We start from the raw sequence: 16,188 nt of genomic DNA, 5'->3' as shown, positions 1-16,188 counted from the left end.
CGAGCTTATCTGTGGGTTCCTTGGAGATGAAACAAGGGCAACAGAAAAGGGCGGCTCGCCGTCGGCAAGCCGCCCCTTTTGATCGGCCGAATAAATAGGCTTAGTGATTGTCGCGCGGCACGCCGCTGGTATGGGCGACATCCTGGTATTTCACCGCCGGTTTCAGCACCATGCCGGCCGAGAACTGGTCGACCATGCCGCGCTGGATCTCCTGCCAAGGCGTCTGGTGTTGGGGATAATGATAGCCGCCATTGGCCTGCAGCGCGGCGCGCCGCTTGGCGATCTCCTCGTCGCTGACGAGGATATTGGCCGTGGCCTTTTTCAGGTCGATGCGGACGCGGTCGCCGCTCTTGAGCAGCGCCAGCCCGCCGCCGATCGCGGCTTCAGGCGAGGCATTGAGGATCGACGGGGAGCCCGACGTGCCGGACTGGCGGCCGTCACCGATGCAGGCAAGGGCGTGAATGCCCTTCTTGATCAGGTAGGCAGGCGGCTGCATGTTGACCACCTCGGCGCCGCCCGGATAGCCGACCGGACCGGCGCCGCGCATGAACAGGATCGTGTGCTCGTCGATGCCCTGCGCCGGATCGTCGATGCGGGCGTGGTAATCCTCCGGCCCGTCGAAGACCATGGCGTTGCCCTCGAAGGCCTCCGGGTCGTTCGGGTTGGAGAGGTAGCGCTCACGGAATTCGGGCGAGATGCCGCTGGTCTTCATGATGGCGGAATCGAACAGGTTGCCCTTGAGGTTGATGAAGCCGGCATTGGCCTTGAGCGGCTTGTCGGCGCTGCGGATGACGTCGTGATTCTCGTTGACGGCATCCCGGCAATTGTCGCCCATCGACCTGCCGTTGGCGGTGACGGCATCGGGATGCGGCAGCAGGCCGCCCTTCATCAGTTCGGCGACGACTGCCGGCACGCCGCCGGCATGGTGATAGTCTTCGCCGAGATACTCGCCCGTCGGCTGCAGGTTGACCAGCAGCGGGATGTCGAGGCCGATCTTCTGCCAGTCGTCATTGTCGAGCGGCACGCCGAGATGGCGGGCGATGGCGTTGAGGTGGATCGGCGCGTTGGTCGAACCGCCGATGGCCGAGTTGACTACGATGGCGTTCTCGAACGCCTCGCGGGTCATGATGTCGGACGGCTTCAGATCCTCATGCACCATCTCGACGATGCGCTTGCCGGTCTCGTAGGCGATCTGCCCGCGCTCGCGGTATGGCGCGGGAATGGCGGCAGAGCCCGGCAGTTGCATGCCGAGCGCCTCGGCCAGCGAGTTCATCGTGGTGGCGGTGCCCATGGTATTGCAATAGCCGGTCGACGGTGCCGAGGAGGCGACGATGTCCATGAACTCGTCATAGTTGATCTCGCCGGCAGATAGACGCTGGCGCGATTCCCAGACGATGGTGCCGGAACCGGTGCGCTTGCCCTTGTGCCAGCCATTGAGCATCGGGCCGACCGACAGCGCGATCGCCGGAATGTTGACGGTGGCCGCCGCCATCAGCAGCGCCGGCGTGGTCTTGTCGCAACCGATGGTCAGCACGACGCCGTCGAGCGGGTAGCCGTAGAGCACCTCGACCAGGCTGAGATAGGCAAGATTGCGGTCGAGCGCGGCGGTGGGGCGCTTGCCGGTCTCCTGGATCGGATGGCAGGGAAACTCGAAGGGGATGCCGCCCATCGAGACAATGCCCTCGCGCACGCGCTTGGCAAGCTCCAGGTGATGCCGGTTGCAGGGCGAAAGGTCGGAACCAGTCTGCGCGATGCCGATCAGCGGCTTGCCCGACATCAACTCGGCGCGAGTCAGGCCGTAATTGAGGTAGCGTTCGAGATAGAGTGCCGTCATGCCCGGATTGTCGGGATTGTCGAACCACTCCTGCGAGCGAAATTTCTTCTTCTTGGTGGGGGCGCCTGCCATGGTGGTCTCCGTATTTGTATGACAAATCGATAGGACAATGCGTCCATGCAGGCAAGAGGCAGACGCTGCCGGAACCCGGACTTTGGTGCGATAGACTTGTTTCGGGCCGCGCGCTACGACCAACCGGCATCAGCAATGCGGGAGGTCTTGATGGCTTTGGTGATCGAAGGCGAGGAGCGGATCGCCGCACCCATCGGGAAAGTGTGGGAAGCCCTGAACGACCCGGAGATCCTGAAGGTGGCGATTCCCGGCTGCCAGAGCCTCGAGAAGAATTCGGACACCGCCATGGCTGCGACCGTGGTGCTCAAGATCGGCCCGATCAAGGCGACCTTCAACGGCGAAGTCACGCTGAAAAACCTCAAGCCACCGCATTCCTACACCATCCAGGGCGAAGGCAAGGGCGGCGTTGCCGGTTTCGCCAAGGGCGGCGCCGACGTGACGCTGACCGCCGACGGGGCAGACTCGACAGTGCTCAAATACGCCGCCAAGGCCGAGGTCGGCGGCAAGATCGCGCAACTCGGCAGCCGGCTGATCCAATCGACATCGAAGAAATTGGCAGGGCAGTTCTTCTCGACGTTCGGCGAGAAGGTCGGCGCCTGACCCTCAAAGGAAGGGGCGTTATTCGAACACGATGCTCGGCACGGCGCCGTCAGCGGCGCCGCGCTCTTCCTGGACCCTTTCCCAGACCTTGCTGGCGATATCGCGGTAGATCTTTGCCTCCGCGCCCTCCGGCTTGGAGGCGACGACCGGGGCGCCGGCATCCGAGCTTTCGCGGATGCCCATCTCAAGCGGCACCTCACCAAGGAAGGTGACGCCGAGGCGCTCGGCCTCGCGGCGCGCGCCGCCATGGCCGAAAATGTCGTAGCGCTTGCCGGTGTCGGGAGCGAGGAAGTAGCTCATATTCTCGACGATGCCGAGCAGCGGCACGTCGACCTTCTTGAACATGTTGAGGCCCTTGCGGGCGTCGATAAGCGCCAGATCCTGCGGCGTCGAGACGATGACGGCGCCGGCGAGCGGCACCTGCTGGGCCATGGTGAGTTGGGCATCGCCGGTGCCGGGCGGCATGTCGACCACCAGCACGTCGAGCGGACCCCATTCGACCTCGCGCAGCATTTGCGTCAGCGCCGACATCACCATCGGGCCGCGCCAGATCATCGGCGTCTCCTCATCGACGAGGAAGCCCATCGACATCACCTTGAGGCCGTAATTCTGCATCGGCTTCAGCACCTTGCCGTCGACGGTCTGCGGCCGGCCGTGGATGTTGAGCAGCCTGGGCATGGAAGGGCCGTAGATATCGGCATCGAGCACGCCGACCTTCAGCCCGTTGGCGGCAAGGCCGAGCGCCAGGTTGACGGCGGTCGTCGACTTGCCGACGCCGCCCTTGCCGGAGGCGACGGCGATGATGGCGTCGATGCCGGGCACGTCGCGCCTGCCACGGCTCTGCGAGGCGGGCGCATGCGGCGCGGGGCGCTGCGGCGCCGGCTGCGGAGTCGGCCGCTGCGGTGCAGCCTGCGAAGGTTGACGCGGCGGAACCGGCGCTTCCATGCCGCCGCCCTTCTTCTCCGCCGTCAGCGCGACGACCGCGCTGGCGACGCCAGGGATAGCCTTCACCGCGCGCTCGGCGGCGGCACGCAACGGCTCCAGCTCCTGGGCGCGGGCGGCGGGCACGGTGATCGAGAAGAAGACCTTGGAATCGGCGATGAAAATCTCGGAGACCATGCCGAGATCGACGATGTTGCCGGTGAAGTCCGGCCCGTTCACCGTCTTCAGGCGCTCGATGACGGATTCCTTGGTAACGGTCATGATCTTTCCTCGGCGTTTGGCGTTCCAGATAGTGCAGTTTGCCGGCGGAACCAAGCCGTGGCGCAACGGCTCGCCTGGCGTGCCCCGGAAAGCGACGGATGGTGTCGGATTTGGCCACGGCCGCGGCGCAGGTTCGGGCCCGGTCATAGCCAAACGGTGCGCCCGCGCTATCTCCATCGCCATCACGACAACCGGGGAAGGAAGACGGTCATGCTTGAAAACAGCAATGTGACAGCCAATCTCGCGGTGAAGGACATCGCCAAGGCAAGGGCGTTCTACGAGGGCACGCTGGGCCTCAGCCAAGTGGACGACATGGATGGCGAGCTAATCGTCTACAAAAGCGGTGACACGCTCCTCAATGTCTATCGCTCGCAATTCGCCGGCACCAACAAGGCGACGGCCGCAACCTGGGCGGTCGGCGACCGCATCGAGCCGATCGTCAAATCGCTGCGGTCGAAGGGCATCACCTTCGAGCACTATGATATGCCCGGCCTGTCGCTTGAAAGCGACATCCATGTCGGCTCGGGCATGAAGGTGGCCTGGTTCAAGGATCCCGACGGCAACATCCTGAACCTGGTGAGCAAATAGCGCCCACTCTCAGGCGGAGCCGGAACCCGTCATCCGGCCAGCCTTGTGGCGAGATAGGTCAACGCCGAAATCGCCGCCGTCGCTGGCAAGGTGATCACCCAGGCGACGACGATGTTGCCGGCGATGCCCCAGCGCACGGCGGAGACGCGGCGGGCGGCACCCACGCCGATGATGGCGCCTGTGATGGTATGCGTCGTCGAAACCGGGACACCGAGCCAGGTGGCGGCGAAGAGCGTAATGGCGCCCCCGCTCTCGGCGCAAAAACCCTGCATCGGGTTCAGCCGCGTGATCTTCGATCCCATGGTATGGACGATGCGCCAGCCGCCGAGCAGCGTGCCCAACGCCAGTGCCGACTGGCAGGTGAGCACCACCCACAGCGGCACATGGAAAGTCGGGCCGAGCGCGCCTTGCGAAAAGAGCAGCACGGCGATGATGCCCATGGTCTTCTGCGCGTCGTTGCCGCCGTGTCCCAGCGAATAGAGCGAGGCGGAAAAGAACTGCAGCACGCGAAAGCTGTTGTCGACAGCAAATGGCGTCTGCCGCACGAACAGCCATGAGACGATGAGTATCAGGACGAGCGCCAGCACGAAACCCGTCGCGGGTGAGAGCACGATGGCCGCGACAGTCTTGCCGAGCCCCGACCAAACGATGGCGCCCAGGCCTGCCTTGGCGACGCCGGCGCCAACCAGCCCGCCGATCAGCGCGTGCGAGCTGCTCGACGGAATGCCGGCGACCCAGGTGACGATATTCCAGACGATGGCGCCGACGAGTGCGGCAAAAATCACCGCCGGCGTGACGATGCTGGCGTCGATGATGCCTTTTCCCACCGTCTCAGCGACATGCAAGCCGAAGAACAGGAAGGCGATGAAATTGAAGAAAGCCGCCCACAGCACCGCGTAATGCGGCCTGAGCACCCGGGTGGAGACGATGGTCGCGATCGAGTTGGCGGCATCGTGCAGGCCGTTGAGGAAATCGAAGAACAGCGCCACGGCAACGAGGCCGACCAGCAGGGGAAAGGCGATCGTGGCGTCCATCGCCTAAACGTTCTCGATGACGATGCCGCTAATCTCGTTGGCGACATCCTCGAAACGGTCGACCACCTTTTCCAGCTGGCCATAAATCTCCGAACCGATCAGATAGGCCATGGCGTCGCTGCGGCCGTGACGCTTGAACAGATCCTTCAGGCCATGCTCATGCAGATCGTCGGCGCGGCCCTCGACGCGCATGACCTCCTCGGCGATGGCGTTGAGGCGCGCTGCGTTGGCGCCCACCTTGCCGAGCAGCGGGATCGCCTCGGCGATCAACCGGGCGGCCTGGACGATGACGCCGCCCATTTCCCGCATCAGCGGATCGAATTCCCTCACTTCGAACAGTTTCACCGTCTTGACGGTCTTGTGCATCATGTCGATGGCGTCATCCATCGACTGGATCAGATCCTTGATGTCGCCGCGGTCGAAGGGTGTGATGAAGGAGCGCCTGACGGCAAGCAGGACCTCGGCGGTGATGCCGTCAGCCTCGTTCTCGAGATCGATGATTTTTTGGCACCAGCGGTCGATGTCCTTGCCCTGGAGAAGCTGCTCAAGGGCTTCGGCGCCGCCGACCACGGTGCGCGAATGCCGCTCGAACAGGTCGAAGAAGCGATCCTCGCGCGGCAACAGCTTGCGAAACCAACCCAGCATGTCGTCCCTCCCTGCTTCCACCTATCTCACATAACGCCACGCGCAGCGCGGGAAAACAGATAGCCGGCTCAAAAATGTGGACGCGGCCGATTGCGCATGCGTCTTGCGAAGCAGGGCGATTTCCCCGACCCTTGGGCAAACCGCGGCGGATCGGACGGCATGATCGACAAACTGGAATTCTTCATCGCTCTCGCCAAGGAGGAGCATTTCGGCCGGGCCGCGGAGGTGTGCGGCGTCACCCAGCCGACCTTGTCGGCCGGCATCAAGCAGCTCGAGGAACAGCTCGGCGTCATGCTGGTGCTGCGCGGCTCGCGCTTCCAGGGCCTGACGCCGGAGGGCACGCAGGTGCTGGGCTGGGCGCGCCGCATCGTCGGCGACTCCCGCACGATGCGCGAGGAGATGCGGGCGGCGCGCCACGGCCTGTCCGGGCGCATCCGCATCGCCGCGATCCCGACGGCGCTCGCCATGGTGGCGCGGCTGACGACGCCATTCCGCGAAAAACATCCGGGCGTCACCTTCTCGGTGCTGTCGCGGACATCGATCGAAGTCTTGTCGCTGCTCGGCAATTTCGATGTCGATGCCGGCATCACCTATCTCGACAACGAGCCGCTCGGGCGCGTGACCAGCGTGCCGCTCTATGACGAGCGCTATCAGCTGATCACGGCGGTCGGGAACCCCTATTCCGACCGCGACAAAGTGTCGTGGGCCGAGATCAGCCAGCTGCCGCTCTGTCTGCTGACGCCGGATATGCAGAACCGGCGCATCATCGACCAGCATCTGGCAGAAGCCGGCGTGCAGGTGCGGCCGACGCTGGAATCGAATTCGATGATCGTGCTGTTCTCGCATATCCGCACAGGCAAATGGTCATCGATCATGCCGCTCAACCTTGCGGAAACGTTCGGCTTTTCCGAGCCCATCCGGGCGATCCCGATCGTCGAGCCGGACGCCAGCCACACGGTCGGGCTGGTGGCGGCGCCGCGCGAGCCGCACACGCCGCTGGTGCAGGCGCTTCTGGGAGAGGCGATGGCGCTGGCGGACGATTTCCGCGCCCACCGCTAGGTTAGACAATGCGAGCCGCCGATCTTGATAGAAAATTTCTATCGAACGACGAAAGCGCTTTATTGATTTCGGAGGTTTCCTCTGATTTCGTAAGGACTTAGCGATATTGCGCCCTATGCATGTCGTTGCCCCGAAACCGCTCTATATGCTGGGGTGACATACATTGGCCGCCACGACCAGGGAGGGCGCTGCGTGAGCATGCAGGCCGCAAGTACCGAGATCGCGTCGCGCACGGCGGCGATCATTGACGAGATGAAGGGCCTCGAAGGCCCGTTGCTGCCGATCCTGCACAGCATACAGGAAGAGTTCGGCCACGTTCCGAAGGATGCGCTGCCGGTGATCGCCGATGGGCTGAACCTGTCGCGGGCCGAGGTGCACGGCGTGGTCAGCTTCTATCACGATTTCCGCGCCAAGCCCGCCGGGCGGCACGTGCTGAAGCTCTGCCAGGCGGAAGCCTGCCAATCGATGGGCTCGGACGCCGTCGCGGCCAAGATCAAGCAGTTGCTGGGCATCGATTTCCACGAGACCACGCGCGACGGATCGGTTACACTGGAGCCGGTCTATTGCCTCGGGCTTTGCGCCTGCTCGCCGTCGGCGATGCTCGACGGCGAAGTCATCGGTCGGCTCGATGACGAGAAGATCGAAGAGATCGTCGCGGAGGTACGTTCATGATCCCGCGCATCTATGTCCCGGCAGATTCCGGCGCGCTGGCGCTTGGTGCCGAAAAGGTCGCCAAGGCGATCGAGAAGGAGCTCAAGGAGCGCGGCGTCGAAGCCAAGATCGTACGCAACGGCTCGCGCGGCGCCTATTTCCTGGAGCCGATGGTCGAGGTGGCGACGGCTGAGGGCCGCGTCGCCTACGGGCCGGTCAAACCGTCCGACGTCAAGAGCCTGTTCGACAGCGGCTTCCTCAAGGGCGGCCATCACAAGCGCTGGCTGGGCTCCCCCGACAAGATCCCCTTCTTCGCCAAGCAGACGCGGCTGACCTTCGCGCGCTGCGGCATCATCGATCCGCTGTCACTCGACAGCTACAAATCGCATGGCGGCCTGAACGGCCTGCAGAATGCAGTGGCGATGGCGCCCGCGGACATCGTGAAACAGGTGACCGAATCCGGCCTGCGCGGCCGCGGCGGCGCCGGCTTCCCGACCGGCATCAAGTGGAAGACGGTGCTGGATACGGCGGGCGCGCAAAAATACATCGTCTGCAACGCTGACGAAGGCGACAGCGCCACTTTCGCCGACCGCATGATCATGGAAGGCGATCCCTTCGTGCTGATCGAAGGCATGGCGATCGCCGGCATCGCCACCGGCGCGACCAAGGGCTTCGTCTATATCCGCTCGGAATATCCGCATGCGGTGGCGACGATGAACAAGGCCGTCGCTATCGCCCGCAAGGCGGGCGTGCTGGGCGTCAACGTGCTGGGCTCACCCAACGCCTTCGACATGGAAATCCGCGTCGGCGCCGGCGCCTATGTATGCGGCGAGGAAACCTCGCTCTTGAACAGCCTCGAAGGCAAGCGCGGCGTGGTGCGCGCCAAGCCGCCGCTGCCCGCGATCCAAGGCTTGTTCGGCAAGCCGACGGTGATCAACAACGTGATCAGCCTGGCCTCGGTGCCTGTAATCATGGACAAGGGCGCTGCCTGCTACAAGGATTTCGGCATGGGCCGCTCGCGCGGCACGATCCCGATCCAGATCGCCGGCAACGTCAAGCATGGCGGCCTGTTCGAGACGGCTTTCGGTCTGACGCTGGGCGAGATCGTCGACGACATCGGCGGCGGCACGTCCACTGGGCGTCCGGTGAAGGCGGTGCAGGTCGGCGGTCCGCTCGGCGCCTATTTCCCGCGGGCTTTGTTCGACACGCCGTTCGACTACGAGGAATTCGCCAAGCGCGACGGGCTGATCGGCCATGCCGGCATCACCGTGTTCGACGACACCGCCGACATGCTGAAGCAGGCGCGCTTCGCCATGGAGTTCTGCGCCATCGAAAGCTGCGGCAAGTGCACGCCCTGCCGCATCGGCTCGACGCGCGGCGTGGAGGTTCTGGACAAGGTCGCCGCCGGCATCGAGGCGGAAAAGAACCTCGCTCTGGTCACCGACCTCTGCAACACGATGAAGTTCGGATCGCTTTGCGCGCTGGGCGGCTTCACGCCCTACCCGGTGATGAGCTCGATCACGCATTTCCCCGAGGATTTCAAGCCCGCGCCGGCGCGCGTGGCGGCTGAATAGGAGCTGGCAGATGAACATCAAGGCCGACTTCCCGACACTCATCGAAGAAATCGACTACGGCACGCCGGAGTCGAAAGCTACGAAGCAGGTGACCCTGACTGTCGACGGGCAAAGCATCACCGTGCCGGAAGGCACCTCGATCATGCGCGCGGCCATGGAAGGCGGCGTCGAGATCCCGAAGCTCTGCGCTACCGATATGCTGGACTCCTTCGGCTCCTGCCGCGTCTGCCTGGTCGAGATCGAAGGACGCGGCGGCACGCCGGCCTCTTGCACGACCCCGGTCGGCGAAGGCATGGTGGTGCGCACGCAGTCCGACCGGCTCGACGCCATTCGCCGCGGCGTCATGGAACTCTATGTCTCCGACCACCCGATGGGCTGGAACGAAAAGGCCGGAACCGGCGCCAGCGAGTTCGACGCGGTGGCGAAGTCGGTCGGCCTCACCGAGAACCGCTATGGTGTCGAGGGCCGCAACCACGTTAAGGAAGAAAGCGGCGTCGCGCCCGGCCATGGCTCGTTGGCGGTCGATTACATCGCCCGCGACGAATCCAACCCCTATTTCACCTATGATCCGGCACAGTGCATCGTCTGCTCGCGCTGCGTGCGCGCCTGCGAGGAGGTGCAGGGCACCTTCGCGCTGACCATCGAGGGCCGCGGCTTCGAATCGCGCATGGTCGCCGGCATGCATGAGGACTTCATCGCTTCCGAATGCGTGTCCTGCGGCGCCTGCGTGCAGGCCTGCCCGACCGACGCGCTGCGCGAGAAGACCGTGCTCGAGAAGGGCATGCCGGAGCGCTCGGCCGTCACCACCTGCGCCTATTGCGGCGTCGGCTGCTCGTTCAAGGCCGAGGTCAAGGATGACGAGGTCATCCGCATGATGCCCTACAAGGACGGCAAGGCGAACCACGGCCATAGCTGCGTCAAGGGCCGTTTCGCCTATGGCTATGCCACGCACAAGGACCGCATCCTGTCGCCGATGGTCCGCGAGAAGATCACCGATCCGTGGCGCGAAGTGACCTGGGAAGAGGCGATCGCCCATACGGCGAAGGAATTCCGCCGCATCCAGTATCAGTATGGACGCACGGCAATCGGCGGCATCACGTCCTCGCGCTGCACGAATGAGGAGACCTATCTCGTCCAGAAGCTGGTGCGGCAGGGCTTCCGCAACAACAACGTCGACACCTGCGCGCGCGTCTGCCACTCGCCGACCGGCTACGGGCTCGGCCAGACCTACGGCACATCGGCCGGCACGCAGGATTTCGATTCGGTCGAGTTCACCGATGTCGCCGTCATCATCGGCGCCAATCCGGCTTCCGCCCATCCCGTCTTCGCCTCGCGGCTGAAGAAGCGGCTGCGCCAGGGCGCCAAGCTGATCGTGCTCGATCCGCGCCGCACCGAAATGGTCAAGTCGGCGCATATCGAAGCCGACTACCACCTGCCCTTGAAGCCTGGCACCAACGTGGCGGTGCTGACGGCGCTGGCACATGTCATCGTCACCGAAGGCCTGTTCGACGAGGCCTTCATCCGCGAGCGCTGCGACTGGGCCGAGTTCCAGGACTGGGCGTCCTTCGTCGCCCTGCCGGAAAACAGTCCCGAAACCGTCGGCAAGCTCTCGGGCGTCGATCCGGAACTGATCCGGGGTGCCGCGCGCATGTATGCCAAGGGCGGCAATGGCGCGATCTATTACGGCCTCGGCGTGACGGAGCACAGCCAGGGCTCCACCACGGTGATCGCCATCGCCAACCTCGCCATGGCCACGGGCAATATCGGCCGTCCGGGCGTCGGCGTGAACCCGCTGCGCGGCCAGAACAACGTGCAGGGCTCCTGCGACATGGGCTCGTTCCCGCATGAATTGCCGGGCTACCGCCACATCTCGGGCGAAGCGGTGCGCGACATCTATGAGAGCCTGTGGGGCGTGAAGCTGGACGATGAGCCGGGCCTGCGCATCCCCAACATGCTGGACGCCGCCGTCGACGGTTCGTTCAAGGGCATCTACATCCAGGGCGAGGACATCCTGCAGTCCGATCCGGACACCAAGCATGTCGCCGGCGGCCTCGCCGCGATGGAATGCGTGGTCGTGCACGACCTCTTCCTCAACGAGACGGCGAACTACGCGCACGTCTTCCTGCCGGGTTCGACCTTCCTCGAGAAGGACGGCACCTTCACCAATGCCGAGCGCCGCATCAATATGGTGCGCAAGGTCATTGAACCGAAGGCGCGCTATGCCGACTGGGAAGCGACGCAGGAGCTTGCCCGCGCCATCGGGCTCGACTGGAACTATACCCATCCCTCGCAGATCATGGACGAGATCGCCCAGACGACGCCGAGCTTCGCCGGCGTCTCGTTCGAGCTGCTTGACCGCGTCGGCTCGGTGCAGTGGCCGTGCAACGAGAAGGCGCCGCTCGGCACGCCGATCATGCATGTCGACGGCTTCGTGCGCGGCAAGGGCAAGTTCATCCGCACCGAATATGTGGCGACGGACGAGCGGACCGGTCCGCGCTATCCGCTGCTGCTCACCACCGGACGGATCCTGTCGCAGTATAATGTCGGCGCGCAGACCAGGCGCACCGAAAACGTCACGTGGCATGCCGAGGACCGGCTGGAGATCCATCCGCACGACGCCGAGGTTCGCGGCCTCCGCGACGGCGACTGGGTGCGGCTGGCGAGCCGCTCCGGCGAAACCACGCTGCGCGCGCTGATCACCGACCGCGTCTCGCCCGGTGTCGTCTACACGACCTTCCACCACCCGGACACGCAGGCCAACGTCATCACGACCGACTTCTCGGACTGGGCGACCAACTGTCCGGAATACAAGGTCACCGCCGTGCAGGTGGCGCCGTCCAACGGTCCGACCGATTGGCAGAAGGACTATAACGAGCAGGCCAAGCAGAGCCGGCGCATCGCCCCGCTGCAGGCGGCGGAGTAGGTGTGTCGAGGCAAGAGCTTCAATCTTGACGGCTGATCGACCCTCACTCCATCGAGCTTCGCTCGACATCTCTCCCCCGATCGACGGGGGAGAGGAAAGGCGCGAGTTGCTGCGAAGGGTGGGCAGTGCAGGGAGGCGCGCCTCGTGACGAAAGAACGTCCCGCCATTTCCCAGATCTCTCGCCTCGCGCATCGCGCCGGCGGCACCGCGGCCGCGAACCGCATGGTGCCGGAAGAGACGCCGGTGGCGTTCTCCTATGCCGGCACGACGCATGCGGTGATGATGGCGAGCCCCGCCGATTTCGAGGATTTCGCGCTCGGCTTCTCGCTGACCGAAGGCATCATTGCCGGCCCGGCAGAGATCGAGGCGATCGAGGTCGAGGATCTCGGCGCCGGCATCGACATCCAGATACGGCTCAAGGACAAGGCCAACACGCGCTTCCAGGCGCGGCGGCGCAGGCTGGCCGGGCCGGTCGGCTGCGGGCTGTGCGGCATCGAATCCATCGAGGAGGCGATGCGCTCGGTCGACGCCGTTGGTGCATCGCGACTTACGCTTCAATCTGACGATATAACAAGCGCCGTCCGCCTGCTGTCGAAGCAGCAGCCGCTGCACAAAGAGACCGGCGCAGTGCATGCCGCCGGCTTCTACGTTCCAGGCAAGGGCATCGTCATGGCGCGCGAGGATGTCGGCCGTCACAACGCGCTGGACAAGCTGGCCGGCGCGCTGGCCAGGGCCGGCATCGACGGCGCGAGCGGCGCCGTCGTGGTGACCTCGCGCGTCTCGGTGGAGATGGTGCAGAAGACGGCCGCCATCGGCGCCGCGATCATCATGGCGGTCTCGGCGCCGACCGCGCTCGCCATCCGCACGGCCGAGGCCGCCGGCATGACGCTGGTGGCGCTGGTTCGCGGCGACGATTTCGATATTTTCACCCACCCTGAACGGGTGGCTTCCGGAGTTGCCAAGCATGTCGCATGACGAAGACCACATCACCAGCACCAGGGAGAAGCTGGTGCGCATGGCCAACCAGATCGCCACCTTCTTCCATTCGAAACCGCGCGAGGAAGGCATTGCCGGCGTTGCCGAGCACATCAACAAATTCTGGGAGCCGCGGATGCGGCGCCAGTTCTTCGAGATGCTCGACGCCGGCACCGAGAATTTCGACGAGCTCGTGGTCGCCGCCTCGGCCAAGATCAAGCGGCCGATCAGCCCCGCGGAGGCCGACATGAAGCTTGGTCTTACGGCCTTCCCGGCAGATGTCGCCGCTTCGCAAAAATAGCGTAGCGACCGGGCGGTCTTATATTTCTTTCTGCTAAAATTTAAGCTGCCGCTATCCGCGCGGCTCTGCTATGTTTGACGATCGGAAAATCGTCGGGCCGGGCGGAAGAACTCGTGAGGCCGATCGAGACGCGATATGCCCGCAGCGGGGACGTGCGGATCGCCTATCAGGTGGTCGGCCAAGGCGCGTTCGATCTTGTGTTCGTGCCGGGCTTCATCTCCAATCTCGACCTGCACTGGGAAGACGAAGGCTACAGCCGCCTGTTGAAACGGCTTTCGGCTTTCTCGCGGGTCATCCTGTTCGACAAGCGCGGCACCGGGCTCTCCGACCGTGTCGATGCCCGTCATCTGCCGAGCTTAGAGGCCCGCATGGACGACGTCCGCGCGGTGATGGACGCGGCCGGCAGCGGCCGCGCAGCGATCCTCGGCGCCTCGGAAGGCGCGCCGATGGCGATGCTGTTCGCCGCCACCTATCCGGAGCGGACGCGCGCGCTGGTGCTTTATGGCGGCTATGCGCATTTCCACAAATGGGTGATGCCGCCGGAGCGGCTGGAGGCCTTCATCGAGACGGCGGAGACGTCGTGGGGCACCGGCGCCACCTTGCCCAATTTCGCGCCTGGCCGGGTGGACGATGCGCATTTCGCCCAGTGGTGGGCCCGGTTCGAGCGGCTTTCTGCCAGCCCGACTGCCGCGGCGGCGCTTGCCCGCATGAACGCCGATATCGATGTGCGCGGCATCCTGGCGATGATCAGCGCGCCGACGCTGATCATCCATCGCCGCAACGACGTCCGTGTCGATCCTGACGCCAGCCGCTTCCTGGCGAAGAAGATCCCGCATGCCCGGCTGGTCGAGATAGCCGGGCGCGATCATCCGATCTGGACCGGCGATGTCGATCGCGTGGCCGACCTGATCGAGGAATGCCTCACCGGCGAGCCCGCGGTGGCCGACACCGAGCGCGTGCTGGCAGCGCTGCTGGCGACGTGCATCTACGACACGGCCAGGCTCGGCGATCGCATGTGGAGCGAGCGCAGCCAGCGCTTCCAGGAAACCTGGCGGCTTCTTGTCGGCCGCCATGGCGGCCGCACGGCCGGCACGCATGGCGAATTGATGATGTCGCGCTTCGATGGGCCGGCGCGCGCCGTGCGCTGCGCCGCGGCATTGCGCGAGGCGGCGCAGCAGATCGGCGTGGCGAGCGCGCAAGGCGTGCATGTCGGCGAGATCGAAATGCGCGGCCAGCCGGTCGGGCTGACGGCGCGGGTGACGATGCAGCTCGCCACGCATGCCGGACGCGGCGACATCCTCGCCTCGCGGCTGGTCGCCGATCTCGCAACAGGGTCCGGCCTGCATTTCGTCGATGCCGGCCGCGTCAGCCTCGACGAGATGGATGAGCCCATGCCGGCGGTTCTGGCGACGTCGGAGCAGCATCTGGAGCCCGCCTGCCGGCCCAGGGCAAGGCCGGCCGAGCCGCCCGCGCTGACGGCGCGCGAGAGCGAGGTGGTGAACCTGATCGCCGATGGCAAGAGCAATGCGGCGATCGCCGCCGAGCTCAGCCTCAGCGAGCACACGGTCAAGCGGCACGTCGCCAACATTCTATTGAAGCTCGATCTGCCGTCGCGGGCGGCGGCGGCGGCATTTTCGGCGAGGCACGCTGGCCCGGACGGGCCATGAGAGCCATGGCGCTTTCGGGGGAAGCGCCGGGGCCGCCACAAGCGATACCAATTCTCCCCATGCAGGCCGGGCGATGTCGCCGAAAGGGCGCTGCGAAATGGAGGATGAAATGCTGAAACTGAATCGCAAGATCGGATTGCTGGCATTCGCCGCGGGCGCATTGCTGGCCATCACTCCGGCGCATGCCGAAGACGCTTCGGCCAGCGCCGCCTACAAGGACATCGAGGCCACCCTCGGCTCGGTGCCCGACATGTTCAAGACCTTGCCGGACGTCGCGGTCGCCGGCGCCTGGGCCGAGATCAAGGGCGTGCAGCTCAACCCCAAGACCGCGCTCGACGGCAAGACCAAGGAGCTGCTGGGCCTTGCGGTCGCCGCGCAGATTCCCTGCCAGTACTGCATCTATTTCCACACCGAGGCCGCCAAGCTCAACGGCGCGAGCGACGAGGAAATCAAGGAGGCGGTGGCCATGGCGGCGATCGTGCGCCACTGGTCGACGATGCTCAATGGCAGCCAGGTCGACCTGGCGACCTTCAAGAAACAGACAGACGACGTGTTCGCGGCCGTCAAGGCCAAGTCGCCGTGAACGAAATCCCTGCCCGACGATGATCGCCGGGCAGTCCTTCCCTCGTCAACAGCCCGATCGAGAAGACGGGCACATGGAGGATGACATGCTGACCAAGACACAGACAGTGGACGGCGCGGCGATCAAGAAGGCGATCGAAGGCCGTGACGGCAAGCTCCTGTCGAGCTTCTACAATGACGACGCGCTGGTGCGGGTGATCGACCGCAACAATCCGCCGAGCAAGCCGCGCGAGATCCGCGGCCGAGCGGCGATCAGCACCTTCTGGGACGATATCTGCAGCCGGGCGATGACCCACAAGGTCGACACCACGATCGCCGAGGGCGACAGCCTCGCCTTCACCCAGGCCTGCGCCTATCCGGACGGCACGAAGGTGTTCTGCGCGGCGATGCTGGAATTGAAGAACGGCCGCATCGCACGCCAGACCGTCGTGCAGGCCTGGGACGAATAGATCAACCGCGGGCTCAACCGCAAATCAGGGA

At 65.0% G+C, this 16,188-nt stretch carries 15 protein-coding genes; 11 read left to right on the top strand and 4 right to left on the bottom strand.

Translation table 11 applies throughout. From position 1 onward, the window contains the following. Positions 1-100 precede the first annotated feature (100 nt). Positions 101-1,906, bottom strand: coding sequence for an IlvD/Edd family dehydratase (locus LB520_RS13975; RefSeq protein WP_224637874.1), 1,806 nt, complete (start codon positions 1,904-1,906; stop codon positions 101-103). Positions 1,907-2,056: 150 nt separating this feature from the next. Here LB520_RS13975 and LB520_RS13970 point away from each other — a divergent pair, with 150 nt between their 5' ends. Further along, a complete protein-coding gene (locus LB520_RS13970) occupies positions 2,057-2,506 on the top strand; it encodes an SRPBCC family protein (RefSeq protein ID WP_224603147.1) in 450 nt (149 codons plus the stop codon). A gap of 18 nt (positions 2,507-2,524) precedes the next feature. Here the strand turns inward: LB520_RS13970 and LB520_RS13965 are convergent, their stop codons facing one another. Then, complete coding sequence (locus LB520_RS13965) at positions 2,525-3,712, bottom strand: Mrp/NBP35 family ATP-binding protein (protein WP_224637968.1); 1,188 nt, start codon at positions 3,710-3,712, stop codon at positions 2,525-2,527. Positions 3,713-3,919: 207 nt separating this feature from the next. Here LB520_RS13965 and LB520_RS13960 point away from each other — a divergent pair, with 207 nt between their 5' ends. Next, positions 3,920-4,297 (top strand): VOC family protein, encoded by a 378-nt coding sequence (locus tag LB520_RS13960; RefSeq protein WP_224637873.1) that lies wholly within the window; start codon positions 3,920-3,922, stop codon positions 4,295-4,297. A 29-nt stretch (positions 4,298-4,326) separates the two neighbouring features. On the opposite strand, the gene LB520_RS13955 is transcribed toward LB520_RS13960, so the two are convergent. Together LB520_RS13955 and LB520_RS13950 are read right to left on the bottom strand one after the other, a co-directional pair. Further along, positions 4,327-5,331 (bottom strand): inorganic phosphate transporter, encoded by a 1,005-nt coding sequence (locus LB520_RS13955; protein ID WP_095766055.1) that lies wholly within the window; start codon positions 5,329-5,331, stop codon positions 4,327-4,329. 3 nt (positions 5,332-5,334) lie between these two features. After that, the gene (locus LB520_RS13950) at positions 5,335-5,976 is read right to left on the bottom strand and encodes a DUF47 domain-containing protein (RefSeq protein ID WP_224637872.1); all 642 of its coding nucleotides are present in this window, start codon (positions 5,974-5,976) and stop codon (positions 5,335-5,337) included. A gap of 159 nt (positions 5,977-6,135) precedes the next feature. On the opposite strand from LB520_RS13950, the gene LB520_RS13945 reads away from it, so the two are divergent. The 9 genes from LB520_RS13945 to LB520_RS13905 all read left to right on the top strand — a co-directional run bounded on the left by LB520_RS13945 (position 6,136) and on the right by LB520_RS13905 (position 16,157). Further along, complete coding sequence (locus tag LB520_RS13945) at positions 6,136-7,035, top strand: LysR family transcriptional regulator (protein WP_095766056.1); 900 nt, start codon at positions 6,136-6,138, stop codon at positions 7,033-7,035. A gap of 192 nt (positions 7,036-7,227) precedes the next feature. Next, a complete protein-coding gene (locus LB520_RS13940) occupies positions 7,228-7,707 on the top strand; it encodes a formate dehydrogenase subunit gamma (RefSeq protein ID WP_095766057.1) in 480 nt (159 codons plus the stop codon). Continuing rightward, a complete protein-coding gene (locus LB520_RS13935) occupies positions 7,704-9,260 on the top strand; it encodes a formate dehydrogenase beta subunit (RefSeq protein ID WP_224637871.1) in 1,557 nt (518 codons plus the stop codon). Before LB520_RS13940 ends, LB520_RS13935 begins: the two co-directional genes overlap by 4 nt. A 10-nt stretch (positions 9,261-9,270) precedes the next feature. Beyond that, positions 9,271-12,183, top strand: coding sequence for a formate dehydrogenase subunit alpha (gene fdhF / locus LB520_RS13930; RefSeq protein WP_224637870.1), 2,913 nt, complete (start codon positions 9,271-9,273; stop codon positions 12,181-12,183). A 144-nt stretch (positions 12,184-12,327) separates the two neighbouring features. Further along, positions 12,328-13,158, top strand: a complete 831-nt coding sequence (gene fdhD, locus LB520_RS13925; RefSeq protein WP_224602672.1) for a formate dehydrogenase accessory sulfurtransferase FdhD — start codon at positions 12,328-12,330, stop codon at positions 13,156-13,158. After that, positions 13,148-13,459 carry a formate dehydrogenase subunit delta gene (locus tag LB520_RS13920; RefSeq protein ID WP_224526908.1) on the top strand — a complete coding sequence of 104 codons (312 nt, stop codon included), beginning with the start codon at positions 13,148-13,150 and terminating at the stop codon, positions 13,457-13,459. Before fdhD ends, LB520_RS13920 begins: the two co-directional genes overlap by 11 nt. Positions 13,460-13,572: 113 nt before the next feature. Next, entirely contained in the window at positions 13,573-15,126 is a 1,554-nt protein-coding gene (locus LB520_RS13915) for an alpha/beta fold hydrolase (protein WP_224637869.1), read from the top strand. A 109-nt stretch (positions 15,127-15,235) separates the two neighbouring features. Further along, the gene (locus tag LB520_RS13910; RefSeq protein WP_224637868.1) at positions 15,236-15,709 is read left to right on the top strand and encodes a carboxymuconolactone decarboxylase family protein; all 474 of its coding nucleotides are present in this window, start codon (positions 15,236-15,238) and stop codon (positions 15,707-15,709) included. Between the two features lie 85 nt (positions 15,710-15,794). Then, entirely contained in the window at positions 15,795-16,157 is a 363-nt protein-coding gene (locus LB520_RS13905) for a nuclear transport factor 2 family protein (RefSeq protein WP_027166011.1), read from the top strand. Positions 16,158-16,188 lie beyond the last annotated feature (31 nt).

The organism is Mesorhizobium sp. CA12 (assembly GCF_020165255.1).
In the GTDB taxonomy this organism is placed as follows: domain Bacteria; phylum Pseudomonadota; class Alphaproteobacteria; order Rhizobiales; family Rhizobiaceae; genus Mesorhizobium.
Note: the sequence above shows the minus strand (reverse complement) of the source record. Positions and strands in the feature narration are given on the sequence as shown.

Excerpts from the sequence above, each read along its gene's own strand:
- LB520_RS13975 (WP_224637874.1), bottom strand. The coding sequence starts at position 1,906 with ATGGCAGGCGCCCCCACCAAGAAGAAGAAATTTCGCTCGCAGGAGTGG.
- LB520_RS13970 (WP_224603147.1), top strand. The coding sequence starts at position 2,057 with ATGGCTTTGGTGATCGAAGGCGAGGAGCGGATCGCCGCACCCATCGGG.
- LB520_RS13960 (WP_224637873.1), top strand. The coding sequence starts at position 3,920 with ATGCTTGAAAACAGCAATGTGACAGCCAATCTCGCGGTGAAGGACATC.
- LB520_RS13955 (WP_095766055.1), bottom strand. The coding sequence starts at position 5,331 with ATGGACGCCACGATCGCCTTTCCCCTGCTGGTCGGCCTCGTTGCCGTG.
- LB520_RS13950 (WP_224637872.1), bottom strand. The coding sequence starts at position 5,976 with ATGCTGGGTTGGTTTCGCAAGCTGTTGCCGCGCGAGGATCGCTTCTTC.
- LB520_RS13945 (WP_095766056.1), top strand. The coding sequence starts at position 6,136 with ATGATCGACAAACTGGAATTCTTCATCGCTCTCGCCAAGGAGGAGCAT.
- LB520_RS13935 (WP_224637871.1), top strand. The coding sequence starts at position 7,704 with ATGATCCCGCGCATCTATGTCCCGGCAGATTCCGGCGCGCTGGCGCTT.
- fdhF (WP_224637870.1), top strand. The coding sequence starts at position 9,271 with ATGAACATCAAGGCCGACTTCCCGACACTCATCGAAGAAATCGACTAC.
- LB520_RS13920 (WP_224526908.1), top strand. The coding sequence starts at position 13,148 with ATGTCGCATGACGAAGACCACATCACCAGCACCAGGGAGAAGCTGGTG.
- LB520_RS13910 (WP_224637868.1), top strand. The coding sequence starts at position 15,236 with ATGCTGAAACTGAATCGCAAGATCGGATTGCTGGCATTCGCCGCGGGC.
- LB520_RS13905 (WP_027166011.1), top strand. The coding sequence starts at position 15,795 with ATGCTGACCAAGACACAGACAGTGGACGGCGCGGCGATCAAGAAGGCG.